This is a genomic window from uncultured Tenacibaculum sp. (genome assembly GCF_947502995.1).
Lineage (GTDB): Bacteria > Bacteroidota > Bacteroidia > Flavobacteriales > Flavobacteriaceae > Polaribacter.
The window spans coordinates 43,787-67,471 of the sequence record NZ_CANNBW010000023.1; the positions used below are offsets into that span (position 1 = coordinate 43,787).

A 23,685-nucleotide genomic window follows, 5' to 3' on the forward strand; every position below is an offset into this window, starting at 1 on the left:
ATTTTAGCAATCACAAAACAAACAGACTACTTTATGGATATTAACTTCAATAAAAACGAAGATCATAATAAGCTATTAGCTTCGGATTTAAGACAACGATTAGCTAAAGTTAAATTAGGTGGTGGTGAAAAAAGAATTCAAAAACACCACGAAAAAGGAAAGTTAACTGCCCGTGAACGAATTGAATATTTATTAGATGACGATACAGACAGCATAGAAATTGGTGCTTTTGCTGGAGAAGGAATGTATACCGAACATGGTGGATGTCCTTCGGGAGGTGTAGTTATTAAAATTGGATATGTAAAAGGTAAACAATGTATCGTTGTAGCAAATGATGCGACTGTAAAAGCTGGAGCTTGGTTTCCTATCACTGGAAAGAAAAATTTAAGAGCTCAAGAAATTGCAATAGAAAATAGACTACCAATTATTTACTTAGTGGATTCTGCTGGCGTGTATTTACCAATGCAAGATGAGATTTTTCCAGATAAAGAACATTTCGGAAGAATTTTTAGAAATAATGCTGTAATGAGTAGCATGGGAATTACTCAAATCGCTGCTGTTATGGGAAGCTGTGTTGCTGGTGGTGCTTATTTACCAATTATGAGTGATGAAGCTTTAATCGTAGACAAAACAGGAAGTATTTTCTTAGCAGGAAGTTATTTAGTTAAAGCTGCAATCGGTGAAGCTATCGATAACGAAACTTTAGGTGGAGCAACTACGCATTGTGAGATTTCTGGAGTTACTGATTACAAAGCAAAAGATGATAAAGATGCTTTAGATAGAATCAAAAATGTAATGGATAAAATCGGTGACTTTGAGAAGGCTGGATATAACAGAACTGAAAGCAAATCACCGGCAAAGGATGAAAATGAAATCTTCGGAATTTTACCAAAAGCTCGTCATGAACAATACGATATGATGGAAATCATTGAGCGTTTAGTTGATGATTCTGAATTTGATGAATATAAAGCTGGTTACGGACAAACAATAATTACAGGTTATGCAAGAATTGATGGTTGGGCTGTTGGAATTGTAGCGAATCAACGAAAGATTGTAAAATCAAAAGGAGCTAAAACTAAACCTAGCGAAATGCAATTTGGTGGAGTTATTTACTCTGATTCTGCGGATAAAGCGACTCGTTTTATTGCTAATTGTAATCAGAAGAAAATTCCTTTAGTTTTCTTACAAGATGTAACTGGATTTATGGTAGGAAGTAAATCTGAACACGGAGGAATTATTAAAGATGGAGCAAAAATGGTAAATGCTGTAAGTAATTCGGTAGTACCAAAATTTACTATTGTTATAGGAAATTCTTATGGCGCTGGAAACTATGCCATGTGTGGAAAAGCTTACGATCCAAGATTAATCGCAGCTTGGCCAAGTGCAGAGTTAGCTGTAATGAGTGGAGCTTCAGCTGCAAAAGTTTTATTACAGATAGAAACTGCTGCTTTAAAGAAAAAAGGTGAAGAAATCACAAAAGAAAAAGAAGCAGAATTATTTAATAAAATAAAATCTAGATACGACGAGCAAATCTCTCCATATTATGCTGCAGCAAGAATTTGGACAGATGGAGTTATTAATCCATTAGACACGAGAAAATGGGTTTCAATGGGAATTGAAGCCGCTAATCATGCTCCAATTGAAAAACCTTTTAACTTAGGTGTAATTCAAGTATAAAATGAATTTTAAAAGGAAACTTTTTCTAGCTTTCTGTTTTATTTTTTTGACCAACTTAAAAGGTCAAAACACCTTATCTGAAAAGACAGAAAACAATATCAAAACATCTAAGAATTTCCTTTTAAAGAATTTAGACAGTGCTTTTTTCTATTCTGAAAAAGCACTGTCTTTCGCAAAAGAGACAAATCTAGATACTTTAATAACCAAAGCTCAAATTCAAAAAAGTAGCGTTTACATTTTTAGAAATGAATTCAATAAAGCAGATTCAGTATTAACTTCGCTACTTTCTAAATCTTCCCCTTTTCATATAGAAGGACAGATATGGCATAATTTAGCAACTGTATTATATAAAAAACGTGATTTAGAACAAGCTCTTAAACTTTATGTAAAAGCTGCTTCTTTAACTGAAAAATCGCAACAACAGCAATTACTTCTAAACACTTATTCTAATATTGGAGTTATTAATGCTCAACTTAAGAATTACGAAAAAGCACAAAATTATTTAGAAAAAGTAGTTGATTTAGCAGGAAAAAATGAGTTATTAAAACTTCAAATACTTTCAAATCTTGCAAATATCTATCGTGAGAACAAAAAATATACAAAATTTAAAAAAGCATCTTTAGATGCTGAAAGTTTAGCAATAAAAAATAACATTAATGGTGTTTTAGGCATCATTTATTCTAATCTTTCTTTGTATTATACCGACATAGAAAACAACTACAACAAAGGATTATTTTATGGTAAACAAAGTCTAGATTTAAAGAAAAAAACTACAAATAAAAACCTTTCGCTTACATACAATAATATCGCACATACATATTTACTGAAAAAGGAATATCAAAAAGCGATTACTTATTTAGATAGCGCCTTACCAAAATCAAATGGAGCTCTAAAAAGCTATATTTATAACAATTACAAAAAAGCTTACACTGGATTAGAAAATTATAAAAAAGCACTAGATTTTTCTGAATTAAAAGATCAAATTAAAGATTCTTTAACTGAAAAGAAAGAAAAAGAGAAAATCACTGAAATCACTGAAAAATACGAATCAGATAAAAAGGAACAACAAATAAACTTTTTGAATACTAAAAATGAACTTCAAGAAAGTAAAATAAAAAATCAAAATAACCTTTTAATTGGAGGAATTGTAACTGTTTTCTTATTAGGAACACTTTTATTCTTATGGTTCAAAAATGAAAAAACTAAACAATCTTTACAAAAAGCTTTTTTACAGAACAAACTTCTTCAAACACAATTAAATCCTCACTTTTTATTTCACTCTTTGAATAATATTCAATCTTATATTTATAAAAATCAGAAAGAAACATCCTTAAACTACCTTTCTAATTACAGTAAGTTAATGCGTTCAATGTTTGAAAATACTTCAAAAGACTTCATTACTGTAAGAGAAGATTTTAATGCAATGCAGGCTTACTTAAATTTACAAAAGAGTAATTTTCAGAATAATGTAGAGTTCTCAATTGAAAGTAGTGATGAAATTTCAGAATATTTAATTCCTCCTATGCTAATTCAACCATTTATAGAAAATGCATTACAACATGGAATTAAAGATATAGAAAACGGATTGGTTTCTGTTAGTTATCACAATAATAATGACTTTATAAGAGTTATTGTTAGTGATAATGGAAAGGGAGTAAAAAGTAAAAATAACAACCATTTATTAGAACGATATTCAAGCTCAGATGTAATAGAAGAACGTATTAAAAACTTATCCAAAACCCATAACTATTTAATACAGAAAGAGATCAAATCTAATTCTAGCGGCACAACAGTTTCTTTATTATTCCCAAAGAAAAGTTACTAATGAATTGTATAATTATTGAAGACAACAAAAACACTGTAGATATATTACAGGATATCATAAAAAATAACTTTCCTTCAATTAAAGTTTTGGGTACTGCCACTTCAATAGAAAAAGGTATTTCTATTTTAAACACATATAAACCAGATTTTATTTTCTTAGATATCAACTTAGATGATGGTGAAGGTTTTTCGATTCTTAAGGAATTTCCTAAAGCTGATTTTAAAATTATTTTTATCACTTCTTACAGCAAATACGCTATTCAAGCTTTTAAGTTTAGTGCTTTAGATTTTATTTTAAAGCCATTCACTCCAAACGAAATATGCCAAGCAATTGATAAGGTAATTGAAAATAAAATTAATAATGATCAAAAAGAAAAATTAGATACCTTTTTACACAATTATAATTCTCAAAGTAAGAAAATAGTTTTATCAGATATTGATCATTTACATGTTGTTCCTATTGAAGAAATTATTTATGCTTCATCAGAAAATAGCTACACGATTTTCACATTAAAAAATAAAGAAGAAATTGTAGTTTCTAAATCTTTAAAATCTTTTGATGAAAAATTAGCTCCTTATTCTTTTATAAGAATTCATCAGCGCTACTTAATCAATATTGAATACGTAGAGAAATTTCACAAAAAAAATGAAGAAATCCTTTTATCCAACAAAACTATTCTTCCTGTTTCTAAAGGGAAAAAAGAACAATTAATTCAAGCATTAAAAAAACTATAATACCGTCTCAAAAGAAATCGCTTCAAATTCAAAACAATTCTCTTGTAATTCAATAAAGACCTCTTCTACAATTCACAAAACAGTTATTTTAAAATTACAATAAATCTAATAATCTTATTTAATTCCTCTCAACTAGAATTAAATACAACTAAAAACAAATAACTATGAACAGAATTGTAAAGATTCTTATCATCTGCTGTACTTTTTTTTTCGGTTTCAATATTAACGTTCAAGCACAATTTTGGAAAAAACTAAAGAAAAAAGCAGAAAAAATAGTAGAAAAAGAAATCGATGAAACTATTAATCCAAGCAGTAAAACTAAAGGTAGTAAAGGTAAAAAAGCTTCTTCGGAAAAAATTTCAGCAGATGCTCCTAACTTGTGGAGAAATTTCAAATTTGTTCCTGGTGAAAACGTAATTTTTTACGACGATTTACAATTTGAAGAAACTGGAGAATTTCCTTCTCGTTGGGATTTGGTCAAAGGAAATGCCGAAGTAGCAAAATTAAACGGAGAAAAAGTTATTATTCTGACTGCCGAAAATGCCAATATTATAAAACCTTTTTTTGATAAAACTGGGTATTTAGGAGATGAATTCACAATAGAATATGATGTATTAATTCCTAACTTCTTTGATGAAAAAATTTGGCATATGGAGAATGAAATATTCTTTGATTCAAATATTTACAATAAGAGTGTCGAAGTTGTTTTTGATGAATCTACTAAAAAAACTAGAGGTTGGGCATCTAACAAAAACTTTAAAGTTGAAGGAGTTCCGTTGGGGAATCAGAATGATTGGCATCATATTTCTATTTCATATTACAAAGGGAAATTTAAAATGTACTATGATAATAAACGTATTTCTAACATTCCTAAGTTCGATAGTAATCCAGAAATTTTTGCTTTAAACTTATGGTGCTATTATCAAGGAAAAAAACAGCATCCTTATTTAGCCATAAAAAACATTCGTATTGCTCATGGAGGCGGACAAATGTATAAGCGAATAGTTGCTGATGGAAAATATGTAACTAATGGAATCATTTTTGACAGTGGAACATCAAACATTAAAAAATCATCTTTAGGAATCATAAATAAAGTAGTGAATGTTTTAAATGAAAATAAAAATTGGAAATTTGATATTATTGGTCATACTGATAATGATGGTGATCACGAAAGCAATATTAAATTATCTTCTGACCGAGCTGAAGCTGTAAAAAAAGCTATTATTGATCAAGGTATAGATGCAGCGCGTTTATCAATTATTGGTAAAGGTGAAAGCGAACCATTAAATACGAATAAAACGCCTGAAGAAAAAGCCAACAATAGAAGAGTCGAATTTGTAAAAAAACAATAACGAATTAAATCACTAAAAACACCATCTTAAACGGATGGTGTTTCTTTTTTATAAGTACTTTGATTTTTTTACATTTGCTAACATTAAATTAATCACAGTAAGAAATGGGAAGAGCATTTGAATTTAGAAAAGCACGAAAAATGAAACGTTGGTCAGCAATGGCGAAAACTTTTACTAGAATTGGTAAAGATATCGTAATGGCTGTTAAGGAAGGTGGACCGAATCCAGAAACCAATTCTCGTTTACGTGTTGTTATTCAAAATGCAAAGGCTGCTAACATGCCAAAAGATAATGTAGCACGTGCCATTAAAAAAGCTTCAGATAAAGATACTGCAAACTATAAAGAGGTTTTGTTTGAAGGATACGCTCCTCATGGAATTGCTATCGTTGTAGAAACAGCAACAAATAATAATAATAGAACTGTAGCAAATGTAAGAGCTGCTTTTAATAAATGTAACGGAAACTTAGGAACTTCTGGATCTGTAGTTTTTATGTTCGATCATGTAGTGAACTTTAAAGTAAAAGAGGAATCTTTAGGAATGGATCTTGAAGAATTCGAAATGGAAATGATCGATTTTGAAGTTGAAGAAGTTTTTACTGATGAAGAAGATAATAGTGTAATGTTATATGCTCCATTTGGTCAGTTTGGAGCGATTCAAGGATATTTAGAAGAAAATAATATTGAAATTGTTTCTTCAGAATTTGAAAGAATTCCAACTACAACAACTCAACTTACCGCAGAACAACAAGAAGATGTAGAAAAATTATTAGAACGCTTAGAGGAAGATGATGATGTAAATCAAGTGTATCATAGTATGGAAGTTCAATAAGATTTATTATTTACACATATTATGAAAAAGTTCTTTTACACTTTAGTTTCACTTGTAATTTTATCTGCTTGTGGACCAGCTGAGAACGGAACAGCAGACGGGAGTCCGTTAGTAAATAGAGTTATATCTACAAGCTATGACAGTAATGATGTAGTAATTTCTAGAAGAGTTTCTGATTATTTCTACAACTCTAACAACATGGTTACCAGAATTGATATTAAATCAGATTACTTTCTAAATCCTGAAAGAAGCTCAGAGTACATAATTCGTATCAATTTAAAAGATAATGATAGTGATTATGATACTTATAGCTATACTTTAAAAAGAGAAAACACAAATAGTATTGAACGAATCGATTATAATTACGAAGGTGATTTAATTACCTCAACTACTTCTACATTCGATAACAATGAACAAGAAGATCAATTTTATCAATATAATACTCGAGATTTAGTTATTGAATCAACTAGAAATAGTGTTACTTACAGGTTTGAATATGATAGTCAAGACCAACTAATTGAAAGAGTTTTTAATATCCGTTATCCTGATGGAACTATAGCTTCATCGAGAACTACGAGATATTCATATTCAGATATTAAAAACCCATTTTATAATCATACTGCAATTTCTTACAGAAGAATACAAAACTCACCACAGTATATTAGATACAGTGATGATGAAACACTCGTAGACATTGAAGTAAACGATTTTAATCAACCAATAAATATTACTTTTTTAAAGAGTGATAATAGTCGAAGAGAAATGAATTATCAATATTAAAAAAGGACCGCAATTGCGATCCTTTTTTGTTTAATTGGTACTTATATGAGCTTTTACCAATCTAACAAATTCACCCCTAAAACCTTCTTCATCCTTACTTTTTCCTTTCTTAGCAAGTTGAATAACTTCTTCTATTTTTGAATCTCCTTTATATTTAGAACCTCTTAAATGCATTCCAAATAGAGCAACTGCTGATGTAAAGTTCATATCATCTGTAGCTACAGTAGTTTTATCTTTTACCGTTTTTATTAACTCTATACTTTTTTCTCCTTTTGGTTTTTTATATCTAAACTTTACCGTTAATAATTCATCGTTATAATCATTTACTATAGCTTTTGTATACTTTAAATCTGGGATATTTTTTAAATACTCACTATTAACTCCAGAAGGAATAATCTCATATAAAGCTGTTACACTATGATTACTTCCTAACTCACCTGCATCTTTTGTATCATCTACGAAGTCTTCGTCATTTAACAATCTATTTTCATAACCTATTAAACGATATGCTTGAACTTTTTTAGGATTAAATTCTACCTGAATTTTCACATCTTTAGCAATTGTATACAAAGTACCTCCAAATTCTTTTCCAAACACTTTTTGAGCTTCTTGCATCGTATCTATATAAGCATGATTTCCATTTCCTTTATCTGCTAAAGTTTCTAACTTACTGTCTTTATAATTTCCATAACCGAAACCTAAAACCGATAAAAATACTCCTGATTTTCTTTTCTCTTCTATTAATGTTTTCATTGCTTTATCTGATGATGCACCAACATTAAAATCTCCATCAGTTGCTAGAATTACTCTATTATTACCATTTCTCTTAAAGTTTTTCTCCGCAAGTTTGTATGCTAAATTAATTCCCTCTCCTCCTGCTGTTGAACCTCCAGCTCTAAGATTATTTAATGCTTTTAAAATCTTTACTTTATTATTTCCTGATGTAGGCTCTAACACAACTCCAGCCGCTCCTGCATAAACAACTATGGAAACTTTATCTTTCGCTCGTAATTGATTTACTAATAATTTAAATGCTTTTTTTAATAATGGTAATTTATTAGATCCTCGCATAGAACCAGAAACATCTATTAAAAAAGTAAGATTAGAAGCTGGCAATTCATCTTGCTCATATTTTTTTCCTTGCAAACCTATACGAACCAATTTGGTAACATCATTCCATGGTGTTTTAGTAACCTCTGTAGTAATTGAAAATGGATGTTTATCCTTTGGTTGTGGATATTGATATTCGAAATAATTAATCATTTCTTCTATTTTAACAGCATCAGCAGGAATAGAAATCCCACTATTTATCATTCTTCTAATATTACTGTAAGATGCTTTGTCTACATCAATTGAAAATGTAGATAAAGGAGATAATGTTACTCTTTCAAAATGATTCTCGTTTATCTCTTTATAATTTTCCTGATTTTCTATTTGAAAATCTCCTTTTTTGGTTGTTATAATTACACAACCATGACTACCTGAAACTCCATATATAGCTTTTGCATTTTTAGGTTTTATAACATTTACACTTTTTATTTTTTCTGGATCTATATTCTGAAGTGTCTTATTTAAATTCTTTTTAACAGGAATTCCATCGATTATAAAAAGAGGATCTTTTGTTCCTTCTAAGCTAGAAGTTCCTCTAATTTTCAACTCTTTAGTTGGTGAAGAAACAAACCCTCTGTAATATAAATTTGCAGACATATTATTTCGTCTTACTCTTCCTCTTCTAGTTTTTTCTTTTTTAGGCGCTGGAATTACTTTATTATATTGAATTGACTCTTGTGCATCATCTTCTACAGCTTCAATTACTTCGTTTACTATAACAATTTCTTCTAATTCAACTTTTTCAGCTTTCATAGTAACAGAAATTACAGAAGAAGTTTTCACCTTTCTTTCTTCTTTTTTAAACCCTATTAGTGAAAAAACCAAAATATCTCCTTTAGATGCTTTTATAACATACTTTCCATTAATGTCTGTTGTAGTTCCTTTTTTCGTGTTTTTTATAAAAACATTTACAAAAGGCAGTACATTATTCTGTTCATCGGATACTACACCTGTGATTGTTTTCTCTTGCCCGAATGAACAAGGAATGTATAGTATTAAAACAAGTAATTGAATTATTTTTTTCATAACTACAAAATTTATAGCATCAAAGCTATTTATAGTTATGAGTTTATAAAACATAGAATTAGCGAAATGCCTATTTGAATGAGTAAACAGATTATTATTTTTTAGATTTTATAAAAAACAAAAAGGCCAGTAGCTATGTAATACTGACCTTTTCTTCAACTAACTAAACACTAAAATTAGAAAATTATGTTTCCAATTTCAATTTCATCATCTTTATTACTTAAACGAATAACTTTCACTTCTTTTATCTCATTTACTTTTCCGTAGTTCTTATATATTGTTACTTTTAAAGTAGTTGGACCTGATATTTTTTGTTCAGAACTTGAATAATAATCAACTTCAAAAGCATACTTTCCTTTTATCGCTTTTTTAAGCATAAAAGCTTCAGGACCGAAACCTTCTGTCATATCGTTAGTTATGTAACCTCCTATTTTAGTTTGACTATGTTTATACGAACATTCTTCACCATTTGGATCTGTAACCCATAAATCGATATCCGTATCATTATGATTCCAATCTATAGTAACAACTAAATCTAAGGCTACATCTTTTACGAGTCTTTTATCGAAATGATTGGTTTTAAGTTTCTCTTTATACTTTCTTCTAATTTTATTCAATTCAAATAATGCTACAGTTTCAATCCCTTCATATCTTCTATCTTCATCTCTATCAACAAACTCGCCATTTACAATTTGATATAATAGATCTATAGCTTTTTGATATTCTCCTATATCTTCATAAACTAAAGCTAAATCACGATACGATTGAATATCTTCTGGTCTTAACTCTACAATCTGTTTATACATATGAATAGCTGAACTATACATTTTATACTCTTCAAATTTATAAGCTAATGATCGTAGCAACTCATAATTATCTAATTCTATTTCTGCTACATTAGACAAAACTTGAATCGCTTTTTCTTCTTGATTTCTTTCTTTGAAGAAGTCTGCTATATCTATATAGAAAGATGGAGCATTACTATATTTCACTCTCAATTCCAAATACTTACTGAAAGCTTCATCATTATTCTGGATTTTTTTAAGCTCTTTTAAATACGGTGTATCAGGATTCCAACCTTTCAATTCTATTTTACCTTCTACCATAGCTTCAAAAGCTTCTATATTTTTTTCGTCTTTACTTTTAGCCTCATGTGTTGTAATCACAATCACTCCATTAGCCGCTTTACTTCCATAAATTTTTTGTCCGTCTTCATCTTTAATCACATACATCGAAGCGATTTCATTTGGACTTAATTTCGGATTTCCATCTACTAATTCCCCATTAACAACATACAATGGTTTTGTACTAGATGAAATTGAACTTGCACCTCTGATTGATATATTTGAATTTTCATTTTCTTGTACATTTATTCCTGAGACTTCTCCTTTCAAAACAGCAGAAACACTTGCAGAATACGTGTTTTGTCTTTCTATTCCATATGCAATAACCACTACTTCTTCTAATAAGTTATTTTCTTCTAATATTATATTATGAACAGTACTATTTTCTATTACTCTTTCTTCTGTTTTCATTCCTACAAAACTATATACTAACACATCTCCTGTTTGAACTGAAATAGAAAAATTCCCATCAAAATCTGTTTCTGTTCCGATTGTAGTTCCTTTTATAAGAATTTGAACTCCTGGCATTGGACCAGTTTCATCACTTACTGTTCCTTTTACTAAAAATGTCTCACCTTCTCCTGTTCTTACATTAGCTTGATTTGTTTGAGAATTCTCTTCGTTTGAAGTGTTGTTTGTTTCAACTCTTTCTACCGTAGCATTCACAGTCATATCTGTTTGTGCTACAAATTTTGGAGCTACATCATTTCTTGGTATTTCTTTATAGTCTTTACTATACCATTCTAAAATCTCATCATAATCATCAAATAAATCATTTTGTAAACGCGCAATTCTTTCTTTTTTATCATTTACTTTTATGTTTAATAATCTATTGTATTCTTCTAGTAATTCATTGGGTGGTGTAATTTCATGAGTTACATAATCCTCTATTCTGTCTAAAACTAACAGAGAGGTAAATGGACTTATAATTTGATACTCTTTACTTAGTTTTACTATAGCTCTTCTATTTTCTTCTTTTTGCACACTTAAATAATCAAGTTTTTTTTGTGCCCAAATTTTAGAGATGTAATTATTTTTTTTCTTGCTTTTCTTTAGCTTAAAACGTAATGTTTTTAAAGTATCTTTTCCTTTTCCTAAATAGACATTTATAATATCTTTTGTTCTAAATCCTTTTCCTAATAAAGTAAAATTTATTCCTATTCTACTACCTATCTCTGGATAAGTCTCTATATTTTCATTTAAATCAGTTCCTAAAAATTGTAATTTATTCTGTTGAAACTTTTGAAATGCTTTTGTTATAGATTCATTCTTTAAGTTGATATAATCTCCACCTGATTTTACAGCTGCATACTTTAATACATTATGATTTGCACTTCGTAAGCTATTCACTACATATGTCTTTTTCTTAAAATTTATTTGACTTTCATCTAACGTATTTAATCCGTTGGTAAAAAAGATATGTAAACTATTACTGTCTCGGTATGACTCTAAAAAATCAAAAGATGTTCCTCCATCAAAAGCTGTTGTTTTTAATTCTTCCTTTAATGATTTCCATACTCCATTCGAAACTGAATATGTTACTTCGGTATGTTTCTTCAGATTAAACTTGACTAATTTTACTGATGCATTTTTTACTTTTTGAAAATACGTTTCTAGTAATTCTAATTCAGTATCTAGTTTTTTACTTTCTTGAGATAAAGATGTATCCCAAAAAATAGTAATGTTGTTTTCTAACTTATTATTTGTTGATATATTTTCTAAAACCTTAGCGCAATAAAAGTATTCATTTGTTGCAATTACTTTTTCTTTTGAAGTATTCAAAGGAATTTTAACCAATACTGGTTCTTTCACTTTAATACTTCTTCCTTGGTATTTACTTTGAAACTCGTCTTTTTCAGTATTATATTTAAAACTCGATAGTAATCCTTTTTTAACTTTAGGTTTTCCTTTTTGATTTAAAACCCTGATATCTAAAGCATATTCCTCCATTTTATTTTTAAACTGAAAAGGAAGTTCATAGTAATAATTCTTATTGTTTAAAATCAATTGTTGCTGAACGCCTATTACTATTCTTTTGTAACCTTTAGCCGGAATTGGATAAATTCTACTTTTGTAGTTATTTCCTTTTGTTTTCTCTAATAAGGCTGGGTCTATTTTTTGTCGTATCGTACTTTCAAAAGCAACTCTTGCTTTTTCTTTTTCTACAATAACTGCTTCTCTTAAACTCCCATTAATATCTAAAGCATATCGAATTACAGATTGATTTTCTCCTAAAGGAAATAATAACTCTCCTTCTAAAACTCTATCATTCGGGTTAAAAAAAGACATATCATAAGTAGTAAACGCTATATCACCAATAATTGAAGTTTCGATTTTCAATTTCTTTACCGAGATTTCTTTTTCGTCTATTTTTATCACAGGAACTTCCTGAGCATGAATCTTACTCACTAAAGTAAGTACAAGTATAAAAAGGGTAAATTTTAATTTCATACAATTTGATTTTCGATAAATGTATGAGAATTTACACTATAAAAAAGTGATGAATGAGTTACAACCTATTTTTGGTTAGTGAAAATGTATTTTTAGAAAGTTAGCGGTAATTTTCGCTTTTAAGTACTCAAAAAAGCTAATTTGAATTATAATTTGAGTTTTTCGAGTGTTTTTTTACGCTGAATTTTTTGAGTTTCTGTTTCTATAAAATTGGATAAAAAATGTACTTCCTTAGGAATTTCATATTTAGATAAACCTTTTACACTAGATAGTGAAAGATCATATTTTTCTCCTTCTACGATAAGAATTAACTTTTCTCCTAAAATTTCATCTGGAAGACCAATTACAAAAAATCTACCATGAATTATTTGTGATAATTTTTCTTCTATTTTTTCTGGATTTAGCTTTACTCCTCCAGAATTAATAATATTATCAAACCTCCCCAACCATTCAAATTGATTATCTGAAACTAACTGAACCACATCATTTGTCACCACCAATTCATCTGATACTTTTGGCGCTTTAATAACTAAACAACTTCGATGATCTATACCAATTTCAACATTGGGCAAACTTTGGTAAAAAACTGGTTTTTCATTAAAATCATTCAATTTTTTTACAGCAATATGTGTAATGGTTTCTGTCATTCCATAAGTTGCAAAAATCTGAGTTTGATTATCCTGAATATTATTTATTAATGCATTAGAAACTACTCCTCCACCAACAATTAATTTTTTTACACGATGTAAATCCTGTAAAGAATTTTGCAATTGCATTGGAACCATTGCTGAAAAATCATATTCTTCTTTTGTCTTTGAAAGTGGATGAGAATCTACACTTACAACATCAAGCGACCAACCTAATGTTAATGCTCTAACCAACATCATTTTGCCAGCAATATAATCTGCAGAAAGACATAATAATGCTTTTGTACCTTCTTTTACATTGAAAAAGTTTCCAGTAGCTATTGCAGAGTTTTTCATAAACTCTTTCTTCAAAGAAATTGGTTTAGGTTTTCCTGTAGAACCAGAAGTTGTTACAACTAAATAATCTTCCTGATTGAACCAGTCAATAAAGAAAGAATATATACTCTTTGAAATTGTTTTTGAAAATGCTATTAATTCCTCTTCAGACTGAAAAGAAATTCCATTCAATTTAAAATTAAGATGCATTTTCTTCTACACCTTTTATGTCAACAATGTTTTCTTGTGCAACAGGAACAGTAATATTTCCGAATAATTTATCTTTCATATTTGTCCAACCATATTTCTTCGATAAAAAGAAAATTATAGCAGGATATATTACAAATACTGGTAAAAACATTTCTATACCTACAGAAGGTTCTGAATGATCTACATATAAGGCTTCCGTTTGAAAAACAGTCCAATTTGCTGTTACAAATACTGCAGCTATAATATTATTCGCTGCATGAAATCCTAGAGCAAGCTCTGTTCCTTCATCTAAAAGTGTTAACATTCCAAAAAACAAACCTGTTCCGATATAAAAAACCATACTAATGTATCCTAGTTTTTCAACTTCTGGATTAGCTCCATGTAATAATCCAAAAACCACAGATGTTATGATAAGTGGTACCCATCTATTTTTAAAAAGAACTCCAAATCCTTGTAATAAATATCCTCTAAACAGTAACTCTTCAAAACTAGTTTGAAAAGGTAAGAACAGAAAAGAGACTAATACTAATGTAAAGAAAGGAATAGGTTTAAAATTCCACGTATAATTTTCTGGAGAGATTAAAATTCCTACAGCGGTAATAACAATTGCTATAACTGCCCAAATTACAAATGCGAACCAAAAGCGTTTCCAATCTATCTTTTTTCTTGAAGTAACTAAGGTTGTAAACTTTCTTTTGTGTATATATTTTATACAAACAATTAATGCAAGTAAACCAAAAATAAACATTAAGATCATTAGGAAGAGGTATAAATTACTATCGATACCTATTCCTAAAAAATTATTTTCAGCAGCTTTAGCAAAATCTCCCATATCATCGGAGAAAATTGCAGCTGAAATTAATAATGGAATTCCACCTATAATTTGCCAACCGAATAAAACTAAGAAAATACTAATTAGGTATAAATACCATTCGTTTCTTCCTTTAAATGCTTGCTGAATGTAATTCATTGTATTTTATTTTAAATTAAAATTCCAATCCAAAGTTGTATTGTATTGTAATTTCCCATTTTTCACCTCTAATGGACTATCGAAATTATTTGTAAATAAGCTTCCAGTTCCTAACCCTTGAGGCATTTTATTTTTTAAAGTATATGTCCACTGTGCAATGGCATTTAAACCAATATTACTTTCTAATGCAGAAGTAATCCACCAGTCGATATTATTATCTTCTGCAATATCAATCCATTCTTGACTTCCTTTAAATCCACCAACTAAAGTAGGTTTTAAAATAATGTATTGCGGATTAATATTTTGAATAAGCTTTTTCTTTTCTTCAGTAGAAAAAACACCAATCAATTCTTCATCTAAGGCAATTGGCAAAGGAGTTTTCTCACACAGTTTTGCCATTTCTTCATATTGGCCTTGTTTTATCGGTTGTTCTATAGAATGTAATTCTAACTCAGACAAACGCTTTAATTTCCCTAATGCTTCATTTGGTTCAAAAGCTCCATTTGCATCTACACGCAATTCAATTTCTTTTGAAGAAAATTCTTTTCTAATACTTTTTAATAATGCTAATTCTTCTTCAAAATTAATTGCACCAATTTTCATTTTTATACAAGAAAAGCCTTCATTTAATTTATCTTGAATTTGAGATTTCATAAAACCGGCATCACCCATCCAAATTAATCCATTAATTGAAATTGGATCTTTCTTTTGTGTGAAATCAGAAGGAAATAATTCAAACTTATCTTGAGAATTTAGTGATAAAAAAGCTTGTTCAATACCAATTTGAATAGAAGGAAATTCGATAAGTTCTTGTAATAATTTCTCTAAACCTAAATTGATATTATTACAAGTCCAAATTAACTTCTCTTCATAATCTGGTCTATCATCAGCACTTAAACCTTTAAACACTCCACATTCTCCAATTCCTTGTTTATCACCTTCACCTAAAAGAAGTAAATACGTTTCTTTTACTCTTAAAACACCTCTTGAAGTACCACTCGGACGTTTAAACTCTAAAGTATATTTTTGAAATTTAGCTTGAATCAATCTCTTAATTTTTTTCTATAAAAGCTTTAAAATTATTTAAGTATTCTTGATCGATACTTTGTAATTTTCCTTTAAAATAAGGAAACAGACAACTTAAAATATAAGAACCACCGATACATCTTGAATTATTCTGAATTGTAGTATTTCCATCAGAAAAGCTAAAAACATAATCATCCGTTTTTAACATTGTTGGCGATTTAAATCGTAAGGTTACTTTCTCATTAGGTACAAAAGCAATTACTTTTTCTTCTAAAGCAATTTCTTCACCATTATTATTTTTTACAACCATTTTATAAGTACTTCCTGTTTTTTCAGGTTTTTCATTAATAGCTTCTATTGATTGTACATCTGGAATCCAGTTTTTTATTTTAGACGTATTATTAAACAATGAAAAAACTTCATCTATTGGTTTATTTACTGTGATCTGAGTTGTGTAAGTTGTTTCTTTAAAGAAAAGTCCTGTTGCAAAAAACACAATGGTTAAAGCTACAATTACTCCTAAAATTATTTTAATTCTTTTCATATTAGATTTTTATTGAAGCTCCGATTTCTATAATATTTAATTCTTTACCCGCATTTAAAAACTGTTGTTTAGCATTATCTACGTCAATTTCAATTGGAGGAAAAGTATTAAAATGACATCCAATTACTGAATCACACTCAACTAAATCACTTGCGATAATCGCATCTGTAATTCCCATTGTAAAATTATCTCCGATTGGAAAAATTGAAGCTGTTAATTTAGTCGTCATCGGAATTAATTTCATGTCCATTGTTACCGCTGTATCACCAGCAATATATAACGATTTATCTCCTGCAGTAATTACAAAACCACCTGGCTGACCACCATAAGAACCATCTGCAAATGAAGATGTATGAATAGCATTTACATATTTAGCTGAAAAATGCTCTGTTTTAAAAGTTCCTCCATGATTTACTGGATGTCCTTTTAACTCTTTTGCTCCATAATACATTACAATTTCGTAATTAGAAACAATAGTAGCTCCAGTTCTCTCTGCTAAAACCTCTACATCTAAAACATGATCTTGATGCGCATGTGTTACTAAAATATAATCTGCTTTAATTGAATTTATATCGATGTCTTTTGCTAAAGGATTTCCGGTAATAAACGGGTCAACTATAATGTTAGTCCCGTTAATTTCTATTCCGAAACAAGCATGACCGTAAAATGTAATCTTCATGTTTTTTTGAATTGTTGTTTGTTTTTGTAGCGTAAGTAAAATTACAAAACGTTACCTAGACCAAAAAGAATCGCAAACAAAAAAGTACTTAATGCTACTTTCTTTAACTCTCCATCTAATAAAGGTTCATTTTCATTCCTATACACAAATAGCAAATGCTTAGCTAAAGGGATGTAAGCTACCAAAAACAAGAATTGCCAAGGAGTTCTATAGTGAATTCCTACATATAAGAAAGAGAATAAAAACGATGAAACTATAAGGTAGTAATGATAATATTTAGCGAACTCAGCTCCTATTTTTACTACAATAGTATTTTTTCCTGATTTTTCATCATTAATACGATCTCTCATATTATTTAAATTAAGTACAGCTGTGCTTAATAACCCAACTGAAAATGCTGGGAGAAAAATAGTAAAATTGATTTCTTTGGTATATAAAAAATAGGTTCCTACAACTGCTAATAAACCAAAGAAAATGAAAACGAATATATCACCAAACCCGCTGTAACCATACGCAGATTTACCTACTGTATATTTAATAGCTGCTACAATTGACGTAATTCCTAAACCGAAAAACAATAAAGAATATATAAAGTTGTCTTTGCCAAATGCCACATAAATTAAAGTAATTGCCACAATTAGAGTAAGGATAGTAGTTACTATCATTGCTCTTTTCATTTGTTGCGGTGTTATTGCTCCAGATGCAACCATACGTGCTTCTCCTTCTCTATTTTTATCAGTTCCTTTTATTCCATCTCCATAATCGTTTGCAAAATTGGATAATACTTGAAAACCTATTGTGGTTAATATGGCTAGCCAGAAAATTAATGTTGTATATGATTTTGGACACCCAAAACAACATTTAAAAGCTAGATTTTTGACCGAGTCATAATTTCCCAACGATGCTCCAACTATTATTCCTGAGATTGAAAGTGGTAATGTTCGTAATCTTGCTGCTTTTATATAACTTTTTACATCCATTCTTTTGTACTCGTTTCTACTTTATATAAAATATGATTATACAATTCATTTGCTCTTTCCATAGTAATGCTTGGAATCTTTATTTTTCCAGAAGCAGTTTGTAAAATTATATCGGTTATTTTTCTTCTTCGTTGAAAAATTGTTTGTTTCATTTTCACATTTTGAACCTTAAATAATTCTAAATATGTTTCGCTAGTTTCTATCATTCCTCCACCTACTAAAATTAATTCGTCTGCTATCTTTAAAAATGTCTTTTTTACTCTTTTAAATATCATTAATCCTAAAATTGGGATTAGTAAAAGATTCAAATATATTTGATTTATACCGTCGAAAATAAAGTAATGAAACGTATTAAAAAACGCTAAAAAAAGAAAGTTTCTTAGTATAATTCGATATGTAAAATACCAATGTGGTTTCTCTTTAAGAACATCATTAAAATCGAAAGATGAAAAAAGAGTAGTTTTTATTTTGTCTAAATGCTCCTCTTTACAGCCAACAATCTTAATTTGCTTATCTGTTTTTTTTACTTTACCACTAATAGCCTGTTTAAAAACCACATAAGAAATACCCATCATTCTTTTTAATGGGTTTGTTGTAATTTTTATGTGTTGAACTTTATCTCTTTTTAGAATGATCGCTTTTTTATTAACCAATCCTTGTTTAATTTCAAAAGCTTCATTTTTTATAGAAAAACTCAAGTTAAAATGACGTAAAAACACACGAATAAAAGAAGTAATTACAGCAACTATAGATAAAAGAATTAAGACTATAATTAATAATAAGAAACTACCTAATAAAATATCTTTTCCTTTACTTAAATAGTTTTTTAAAATTTCTTCACCAATAAAGTTCTTGAAAACATCTTCGACTTGTTGATAAAAACCAAACAAAAAAGCAATGAGTAATAATAAACTTTGAAAATGATTTTCAGAGATGCTAACTTTCAATAAACTTTTAACATCTATAGTTAATAATGGTTTTTCTTTCTCTGTTTCTTCTACAACAATTTCTTCGTTTCCTATACTTCTTCCTGAAGTAATCTTTTGTCGTAATGCTTTCGCATCAGACAATGATAACGCTTTAATTGAAATTTCAGTTTTATCTGATCCTGCTGTTTCTAAATCAACTTGATAAACATTAATTAACTGATGAATTAAGTTTTGAGAAAAATTTACATTCTGAATTCTATCAAAAGCAATAGCTGTATTCTTTTTAGAAATTATTCCGTTTTTTAAAACAAAATAATCTCCATCGATTTTAAATTTAAAATTCCTGTAAACTAAATAAGATCTTATTACAACAAAAAACAATAAAACAATAACGAATGCAATAAGGTAATTGAGATCTATAGATGAAGCTTTAGAAATAAAAACAAGAAAAACAACCCAAGTTCCTTTTAGTAATTGAAAAAGAAATTTTCCTGAGATTATTAAAACTCCTTTAAGAGATTGTCTGCTGAATTCCGAAAAGTTTATTTCATTACTCATTAATCTTACTACTAATAAACTCTTTGATTTGAATTGCTTTTTCTTTTGTTAAACCTTTTATTTCAAGATCATCACTACTATCACCTGCAGTATAAACACTCAGTGTAGCTAACTTAAATAAACGAGAAAACATTCCTTCATCTATCTCTACATGTTGAATTCTTGAAAAAGGAACTGTAACCATTTTTCTAGTTAAAAAACCACTTTTATAAGTAAGATCTTTGTCTCTTACTACATATTGTCGTTTTGGGAAACCTAAAATTAGATTCAACATATAAACAACAATAATTAGCAAAATTAGTATGTATAAATAGAACGGAAAATCTGGTTCTTTTTTTCGTATTACTTTCTCTAAAAACAAGATTAGAACTGGAACTATTACTAAGAAATACGAAAAAACACTTAGTAATGCTACTTTAAAATATGATTTCTCGATTCTTGTAAAAGTAACACTTGAAATATCTGGAAAGTTATTGACTTCATTATTTTGAAATTGATCTTCCATACTTTAAGTTTTATAGAAACTCTACTTTAGATACTTTCTTTCTAACAATGTATTCTTGTAATTTTGGTGAAAAATACTCTATGTCTTCATAAAATACTTTCACTTTTTTCCCTTTTGCTTTTTTTTCTAACTCTAAAAGTTCGTCTGAACCTTCAAAATTATTTAACCATAAGAACTTCTGAGTTTTCCCTAAGGTATCTTTAATTTCTATGACATATAATTCTTCACCAGAAACTTTCTTAATTTCACCTTCAAAATAAAGTAGACTAACAGTATCCGTTACATCTTCTTCATTATTTGCAAAAGCAGCCAATACCTCTGGACAGAATTTTATCATGCTAAAAGCTACTTTTTCAGCATATTTTTCTATTCCTTTTTGATCTTCATTTAATTCGAATTCTAAACCTTCAGATTTTAATTCTTTTTCATACTTAGAATATAATTTTATAATTTGTATTCCAAGTTTAATTTCTAAATCTTTACTTGACAAAGATTTAAAATCAACCTCATTTAAATACTCACAAGTTTCTTTCGCTATTTTGTCTAAAGTAGCTTCTTGAGCATTAACAATAAATGTAAGGAGTGCAACTCCTAATACTAAAATTTTCTTTTTCATAACATTTTTTTTGATAGTCTTTATAGATTATTCGCTTCTGCAATAAGCTCAGCGATATCTTTTACAACAATTTGATCTTCTTTCAAATGAAACTTTACCCCATCTGTCATCATTGTATTACAATATGGACAACCTGTTGCTATAATTTCAGGATTAGTTTCTAAAGCATCTTTTGTACGAAGAATATTAATGTCCATGTCACCTTTTTCTGGCTCTTTGAACATTTGCGCCCCTCCTGCTCCACAACATAAAGCTGTTGACTTGTGACGTTTCATTTCTGTAGATTTTACACCTAACTGGCGAATTAAATCACGTGGAGTTTCATACACATCATTTGCACGACCTAAATAGCAAGGATCGTGGTATGTTAATCTTTTGTTTTTTAAGTTTTCACTTTCAATAGATAATCTACCGTCTGCTACTAGTTTATTAATGTATTGTGTATGGTGGTATACTTCGTATTTTCCTCCTAAACTAGGATACTCATTTTTTAATGTATTGAAAGAATGAGGGTCACAAGTTACTATTGTTTTTACTTCGTAAGCATTTAAAATTTCAATATTTGTCATTGCTTGCATTTGAAATAAAAACTCATTTCCTGCTCTTTTTGCTGCATCACCAGTAGAACTTTCTTCAGTACCTAATACTGCAAAATCAACATTAGCTTGCTGTAAAATCTTCACAAAAGATTTTGTGATTTTTTTAGCTCTATCATCATAACTTCCAGCTGCTCCAACCCAAAACAACACTTCTGGTTGTTTTCCTTGAGCCATCATATCTGCCATTGTTGGTACGTTCATAATATTTTATTGTTTAATAAAGTTGATGTGTAATTTTAATAATCTCGATAAACAAACCTTTGTCTATTCATCTTTCCAGTTTAATCTATCCATTTGACTATACTGCCATGGCGCTCCGTTGTTTTCGATGTTTGTCATCATCATATTTAACTCTTGTGGAGCAGCAGATTCTTCCATTACCAAATATCTTCTCATATCCATGATAATTGATAAAGGATCGATATTTACTGGACATTCTTGTACACATGCATTACAACTTGTACAAGCCCAAAGTTCTTCTCTTGTGATATAATCATCTAATAACTGTTTTCCATCTGGTTTAAACTCACCATTATTAGCATCAATATTTTTTCCTACTTCCTCTAAACGATCACGAGTATCCATCATAATCTTACGAGGTGATAATTTTTTACCAGTTAAATTTGCTGGACAAGATGATGTACAACGACCACATTCTGTACATGTATATGCGTTCATTAATTGAACCCAATTTAAATCAGCAACATCAGATGCACCGAACTTCTCTGGAACCTCTTCCTCTGCACCATCTTCTGGCATTGCGTAAGGATCTGCGCTAGGATCCATCATCATTTTAACTTCGTTAGTTACAGATTCTAAATTAGTAAACTCTCCTTTTGGTTTTAAATTTGCAAAAAATGTATTTGGAAAAGCTAACAAGATGTGTAAATGCTTAGAATAATACAAGTAGTTTAAGAAAATTAAAATACCTACGATGTGTAACCACCAGGCAGTTTTCTCAATAGTATGTAAAGTTTCGTGAGAAAAATCATGAAACCATGGAGCTATAAATTGAGAAATTATATTACCTGCTCCAGCTTCTTGAAAAGGAGTATCTGTAGCATTCATTATTAAGAATAATGACATTAATACGATTTCAAAATATAAAATAATGTTACCATCATTCTTTGGCCAACCTTCCATTTCTGCACTCCAAAAACGTTTAATTCTTTCTATATTTCTTCTGAACCAGAAAACAATTACTGCGACTAATACTAGTACAGATAAGATTTCGAAAGTTCCGATTAAGAATCCATAAATTCCATTACCTAATAAAGGTTGAAATACACGATGTGTTCCAAATAAACCATCGATAACGATTTCGAGAACTTCAATATTAATAAGTATAAAACCTAAATAAACTACAATGTGAAGAATCCCTGATAATGGTCTGCGAACCATTTTATATTGTCCTAAGGCTATTTTAGCCATGTTTTTCCAACGTTCAGGTTTCCTATCCGTTCGATCTATATCCTTTCCTAATTTAATGTTACGAATTAACTTTCGAACATTCATCACAAAATACCCTATACCTGCGATTAAAATAAATGCAAAAAAAATGTTTGGTACGTATTTCTCCATTTCCTTATTTGTTAGTTATTGATGTTTCCAATTGTCTTCTTGAGAACTATTAGGTGATAAACCTAAAATATCTCCTTCAGTAGTTACTCCTAATCCTAAAACAGTTCTGTTTGCGTAATTAAAATAGCTTACTACTTGATTTATTTCTAAAATTTCTCCATCAGAAATTTTATTTTCTTTAAGTATATTTATGTCTTTCTTATCTAATTCAGAAGGATTTAAAGTTAACTTTTCAGCATATTTTAAACCTTCTATGTAAGTTGTTGTTAAACTTTCAAAAGTTCTAGATACTAAACCTTGTTTAATTCGATTGGCTTTTTCATCATCTGATAATAATCGTTTAAGCCCAGCAAAATGATGATCTACACAATAATCACATTGGTTTAGCATACTCACATAAACACCTAAAGTTTCTAAATACCATTTTGGCAATGTGTTTTCACTGTGATGTAAAACTTTCTTATAAATAGCCATATGACCTTCCATTGTGTTAGGTCTTAAACTATGAACAAGCATAATATTATCTACATTATTATTAGGGCCAGTAACACGTTCGTACAAACGCTTTAATTTTCCTTTAGCTTTATCAAAAGGAATAATTTCGATCCAACTCATAC

At 29.2% G+C, this 23,685-nt stretch carries 20 protein-coding genes; 6 read left to right on the forward strand and 14 right to left on the reverse strand.

From position 1 onward, the window contains the following. Positions 1–33 precede the first annotated feature (33 nt). The 6 genes from Q1A46_RS17350 (at position 34) to Q1A46_RS17375 (ending at position 7,198) form a co-directional block, all read left to right on the forward strand. On the forward strand, positions 34–1,677 hold the full coding sequence (locus Q1A46_RS17350) for an acyl-CoA carboxylase subunit beta (RefSeq protein WP_299681861.1): 1,644 nt from the start codon (positions 34–36) through the stop codon (positions 1,675–1,677). A gap of 46 nt (positions 1,678–1,723) precedes the next feature. Next, complete coding sequence (locus Q1A46_RS17355; RefSeq protein WP_299681862.1) at positions 1,724–3,502, forward strand: tetratricopeptide repeat protein; 1,779 nt, start codon at positions 1,724–1,726, stop codon at positions 3,500–3,502. Continuing rightward, positions 3,502–4,236: a LytTR family DNA-binding domain-containing protein gene (locus tag Q1A46_RS17360; protein WP_299681863.1), complete on the forward strand. Its 735-nt coding sequence runs from the start codon at positions 3,502–3,504 to the stop codon at positions 4,234–4,236. Before Q1A46_RS17355 ends, Q1A46_RS17360 begins: the two co-directional genes overlap by 1 nt. Before the next feature lie 164 nt (positions 4,237–4,400). Beyond that, positions 4,401–5,588 carry an OmpA family protein gene (locus Q1A46_RS17365; RefSeq protein ID WP_299681865.1) on the forward strand — a complete coding sequence of 396 codons (1,188 nt, stop codon included), beginning with the start codon at positions 4,401–4,403 and terminating at the stop codon, positions 5,586–5,588. 104 nt (positions 5,589–5,692) lie between these two features. After that, positions 5,693–6,418 carry a YebC/PmpR family DNA-binding transcriptional regulator gene (locus Q1A46_RS17370; RefSeq protein WP_299681866.1) on the forward strand — a complete coding sequence of 242 codons (726 nt, stop codon included), beginning with the start codon at positions 5,693–5,695 and terminating at the stop codon, positions 6,416–6,418. Positions 6,419–6,439: 21 nt separating this feature from the next. Continuing rightward, the gene (locus Q1A46_RS17375) at positions 6,440–7,198 is read left to right on the forward strand and encodes a hypothetical protein (RefSeq protein WP_299681868.1); all 759 of its coding nucleotides are present in this window, start codon (positions 6,440–6,442) and stop codon (positions 7,196–7,198) included. A 30-nt stretch (positions 7,199–7,228) separates the two neighbouring features. Here the strand turns inward: Q1A46_RS17375 and Q1A46_RS17380 are convergent, their stop codons facing one another. The 14 genes from Q1A46_RS17380 to Q1A46_RS17445 all read right to left on the reverse strand — a co-directional run bounded on the left by Q1A46_RS17380 (position 7,229) and on the right by Q1A46_RS17445 (position 23,683). Next, positions 7,229–9,334: a von Willebrand factor type A domain-containing protein gene (locus Q1A46_RS17380; RefSeq protein WP_299681870.1), complete on the reverse strand. Its 2,106-nt coding sequence runs from the start codon at positions 9,332–9,334 to the stop codon at positions 7,229–7,231. Positions 9,335–9,510: 176 nt separating this feature from the next. Further along, entirely contained in the window at positions 9,511–12,909 is a 3,399-nt protein-coding gene (locus Q1A46_RS17385) for a VIT domain-containing protein (RefSeq protein WP_299681872.1), read from the reverse strand. A gap of 146 nt (positions 12,910–13,055) precedes the next feature. Continuing rightward, on the reverse strand, positions 13,056–14,081 hold the full coding sequence (locus tag Q1A46_RS17390) for an AMP-binding protein (RefSeq protein WP_299681874.1): 1,026 nt from the start codon (positions 14,079–14,081) through the stop codon (positions 13,056–13,058). Continuing rightward, complete coding sequence (locus tag Q1A46_RS17395; protein WP_299681877.1) at positions 14,071–15,051, reverse strand: CPBP family intramembrane glutamic endopeptidase; 981 nt, start codon at positions 15,049–15,051, stop codon at positions 14,071–14,073. The genes Q1A46_RS17390 and Q1A46_RS17395 overlap by 11 nt, the downstream gene beginning before the upstream one ends. A gap of 6 nt (positions 15,052–15,057) precedes the next feature. Continuing rightward, positions 15,058–16,098, reverse strand: coding sequence for an o-succinylbenzoate synthase (locus Q1A46_RS17400; RefSeq protein WP_299681878.1), 1,041 nt, complete (start codon positions 16,096–16,098; stop codon positions 15,058–15,060). A gap of 4 nt (positions 16,099–16,102) precedes the next feature. Further along, positions 16,103–16,621: an SRPBCC family protein gene (locus Q1A46_RS17405; protein WP_299681880.1), complete on the reverse strand. Its 519-nt coding sequence runs from the start codon at positions 16,619–16,621 to the stop codon at positions 16,103–16,105. 1 nt (position 16,622) lies between these two features. Beyond that, positions 16,623–17,300, reverse strand: a complete 678-nt coding sequence (locus Q1A46_RS17410; protein WP_299681882.1) for a metal-dependent hydrolase — start codon at positions 17,298–17,300, stop codon at positions 16,623–16,625. A 41-nt stretch (positions 17,301–17,341) separates the two neighbouring features. Beyond that, complete coding sequence (gene menA / locus Q1A46_RS17415; RefSeq protein WP_299681884.1) at positions 17,342–18,280, reverse strand: 1,4-dihydroxy-2-naphthoate octaprenyltransferase; 939 nt, start codon at positions 18,278–18,280, stop codon at positions 17,342–17,344. Further along, complete coding sequence (locus Q1A46_RS17420; RefSeq protein WP_299681886.1) at positions 18,271–19,767, reverse strand: PH domain-containing protein; 1,497 nt, start codon at positions 19,765–19,767, stop codon at positions 18,271–18,273. The genes menA and Q1A46_RS17420 overlap by 10 nt, the downstream gene beginning before the upstream one ends. Continuing rightward, entirely contained in the window at positions 19,760–20,272 is a 513-nt protein-coding gene (locus Q1A46_RS17425) for a PH domain-containing protein (protein WP_299681888.1), read from the reverse strand. Before Q1A46_RS17425 ends, Q1A46_RS17420 begins: the two co-directional genes overlap by 8 nt. Positions 20,273–20,282: 10 nt before the next feature. Continuing rightward, positions 20,283–20,888, reverse strand: coding sequence for a hypothetical protein (locus tag Q1A46_RS17430; protein WP_299681891.1), 606 nt, complete (start codon positions 20,886–20,888; stop codon positions 20,283–20,285). Positions 20,889–20,908: 20 nt separating this feature from the next. Beyond that, complete coding sequence (locus Q1A46_RS17435) at positions 20,909–21,688, reverse strand: (Fe-S)-binding protein (protein WP_299681894.1); 780 nt, start codon at positions 21,686–21,688, stop codon at positions 20,909–20,911. A gap of 63 nt (positions 21,689–21,751) precedes the next feature. Further along, positions 21,752–23,068 (reverse strand): 4Fe-4S dicluster domain-containing protein, encoded by a 1,317-nt coding sequence (locus Q1A46_RS17440; RefSeq protein WP_299681897.1) that lies wholly within the window; start codon positions 23,066–23,068, stop codon positions 21,752–21,754. A gap of 15 nt (positions 23,069–23,083) precedes the next feature. Beyond that, complete coding sequence (locus Q1A46_RS17445) at positions 23,084–23,683, reverse strand: carboxymuconolactone decarboxylase family protein (protein ID WP_299681900.1); 600 nt, start codon at positions 23,681–23,683, stop codon at positions 23,084–23,086. Positions 23,684–23,685: the final 2 nt, after the last annotated feature.

Bases quoted from the DNA above. Each gene is read 5' to 3' on its own strand.
- Q1A46_RS17350 (WP_299681861.1), top strand. From the start codon at position 34: ATGGATATTAACTTCAATAAAAACGAAGATCATAATAAGCTATTAGCT.
- Q1A46_RS17360 (WP_299681863.1), top strand. From the start codon at position 3,502: ATGAATTGTATAATTATTGAAGACAACAAAAACACTGTAGATATATTA.
- Q1A46_RS17365 (WP_299681865.1), top strand. From the start codon at position 4,401: ATGAACAGAATTGTAAAGATTCTTATCATCTGCTGTACTTTTTTTTTC.
- Q1A46_RS17370 (WP_299681866.1), top strand. From the start codon at position 5,693: ATGGGAAGAGCATTTGAATTTAGAAAAGCACGAAAAATGAAACGTTGG.
- Q1A46_RS17375 (WP_299681868.1), top strand. From the start codon at position 6,440: ATGAAAAAGTTCTTTTACACTTTAGTTTCACTTGTAATTTTATCTGCT.
- Q1A46_RS17380 (WP_299681870.1), bottom strand. From the start codon at position 9,334: ATGAAAAAAATAATTCAATTACTTGTTTTAATACTATACATTCCTTGT.
- Q1A46_RS17385 (WP_299681872.1), bottom strand. From the start codon at position 12,909: ATGAAATTAAAATTTACCCTTTTTATACTTGTACTTACTTTAGTGAGT.
- Q1A46_RS17390 (WP_299681874.1), bottom strand. From the start codon at position 14,081: ATGCATCTTAATTTTAAATTGAATGGAATTTCTTTTCAGTCTGAAGAG.
- Q1A46_RS17395 (WP_299681877.1), bottom strand. From the start codon at position 15,051: ATGAATTACATTCAGCAAGCATTTAAAGGAAGAAACGAATGGTATTTA.
- Q1A46_RS17405 (WP_299681880.1), bottom strand. From the start codon at position 16,621: ATGAAAAGAATTAAAATAATTTTAGGAGTAATTGTAGCTTTAACCATT.
- Q1A46_RS17410 (WP_299681882.1), bottom strand. From the start codon at position 17,300: ATGAAGATTACATTTTACGGTCATGCTTGTTTCGGAATAGAAATTAAC.
- menA (WP_299681884.1), bottom strand. From the start codon at position 18,280: ATGGATGTAAAAAGTTATATAAAAGCAGCAAGATTACGAACATTACCA.
- Q1A46_RS17420 (WP_299681886.1), bottom strand. From the start codon at position 19,767: ATGAGTAATGAAATAAACTTTTCGGAATTCAGCAGACAATCTCTTAAA.
- Q1A46_RS17425 (WP_299681888.1), bottom strand. From the start codon at position 20,272: ATGGAAGATCAATTTCAAAATAATGAAGTCAATAACTTTCCAGATATT.
- Q1A46_RS17430 (WP_299681891.1), bottom strand. From the start codon at position 20,888: ATGAAAAAGAAAATTTTAGTATTAGGAGTTGCACTCCTTACATTTATT.
- Q1A46_RS17435 (WP_299681894.1), bottom strand. From the start codon at position 21,688: ATGAACGTACCAACAATGGCAGATATGATGGCTCAAGGAAAACAACCA.
- Q1A46_RS17440 (WP_299681897.1), bottom strand. From the start codon at position 23,068: ATGGAGAAATACGTACCAAACATTTTTTTTGCATTTATTTTAATCGCA.
- Q1A46_RS17445 (WP_299681900.1), bottom strand. From the start codon at position 23,683: ATGAGTTGGATCGAAATTATTCCTTTTGATAAAGCTAAAGGAAAATTA.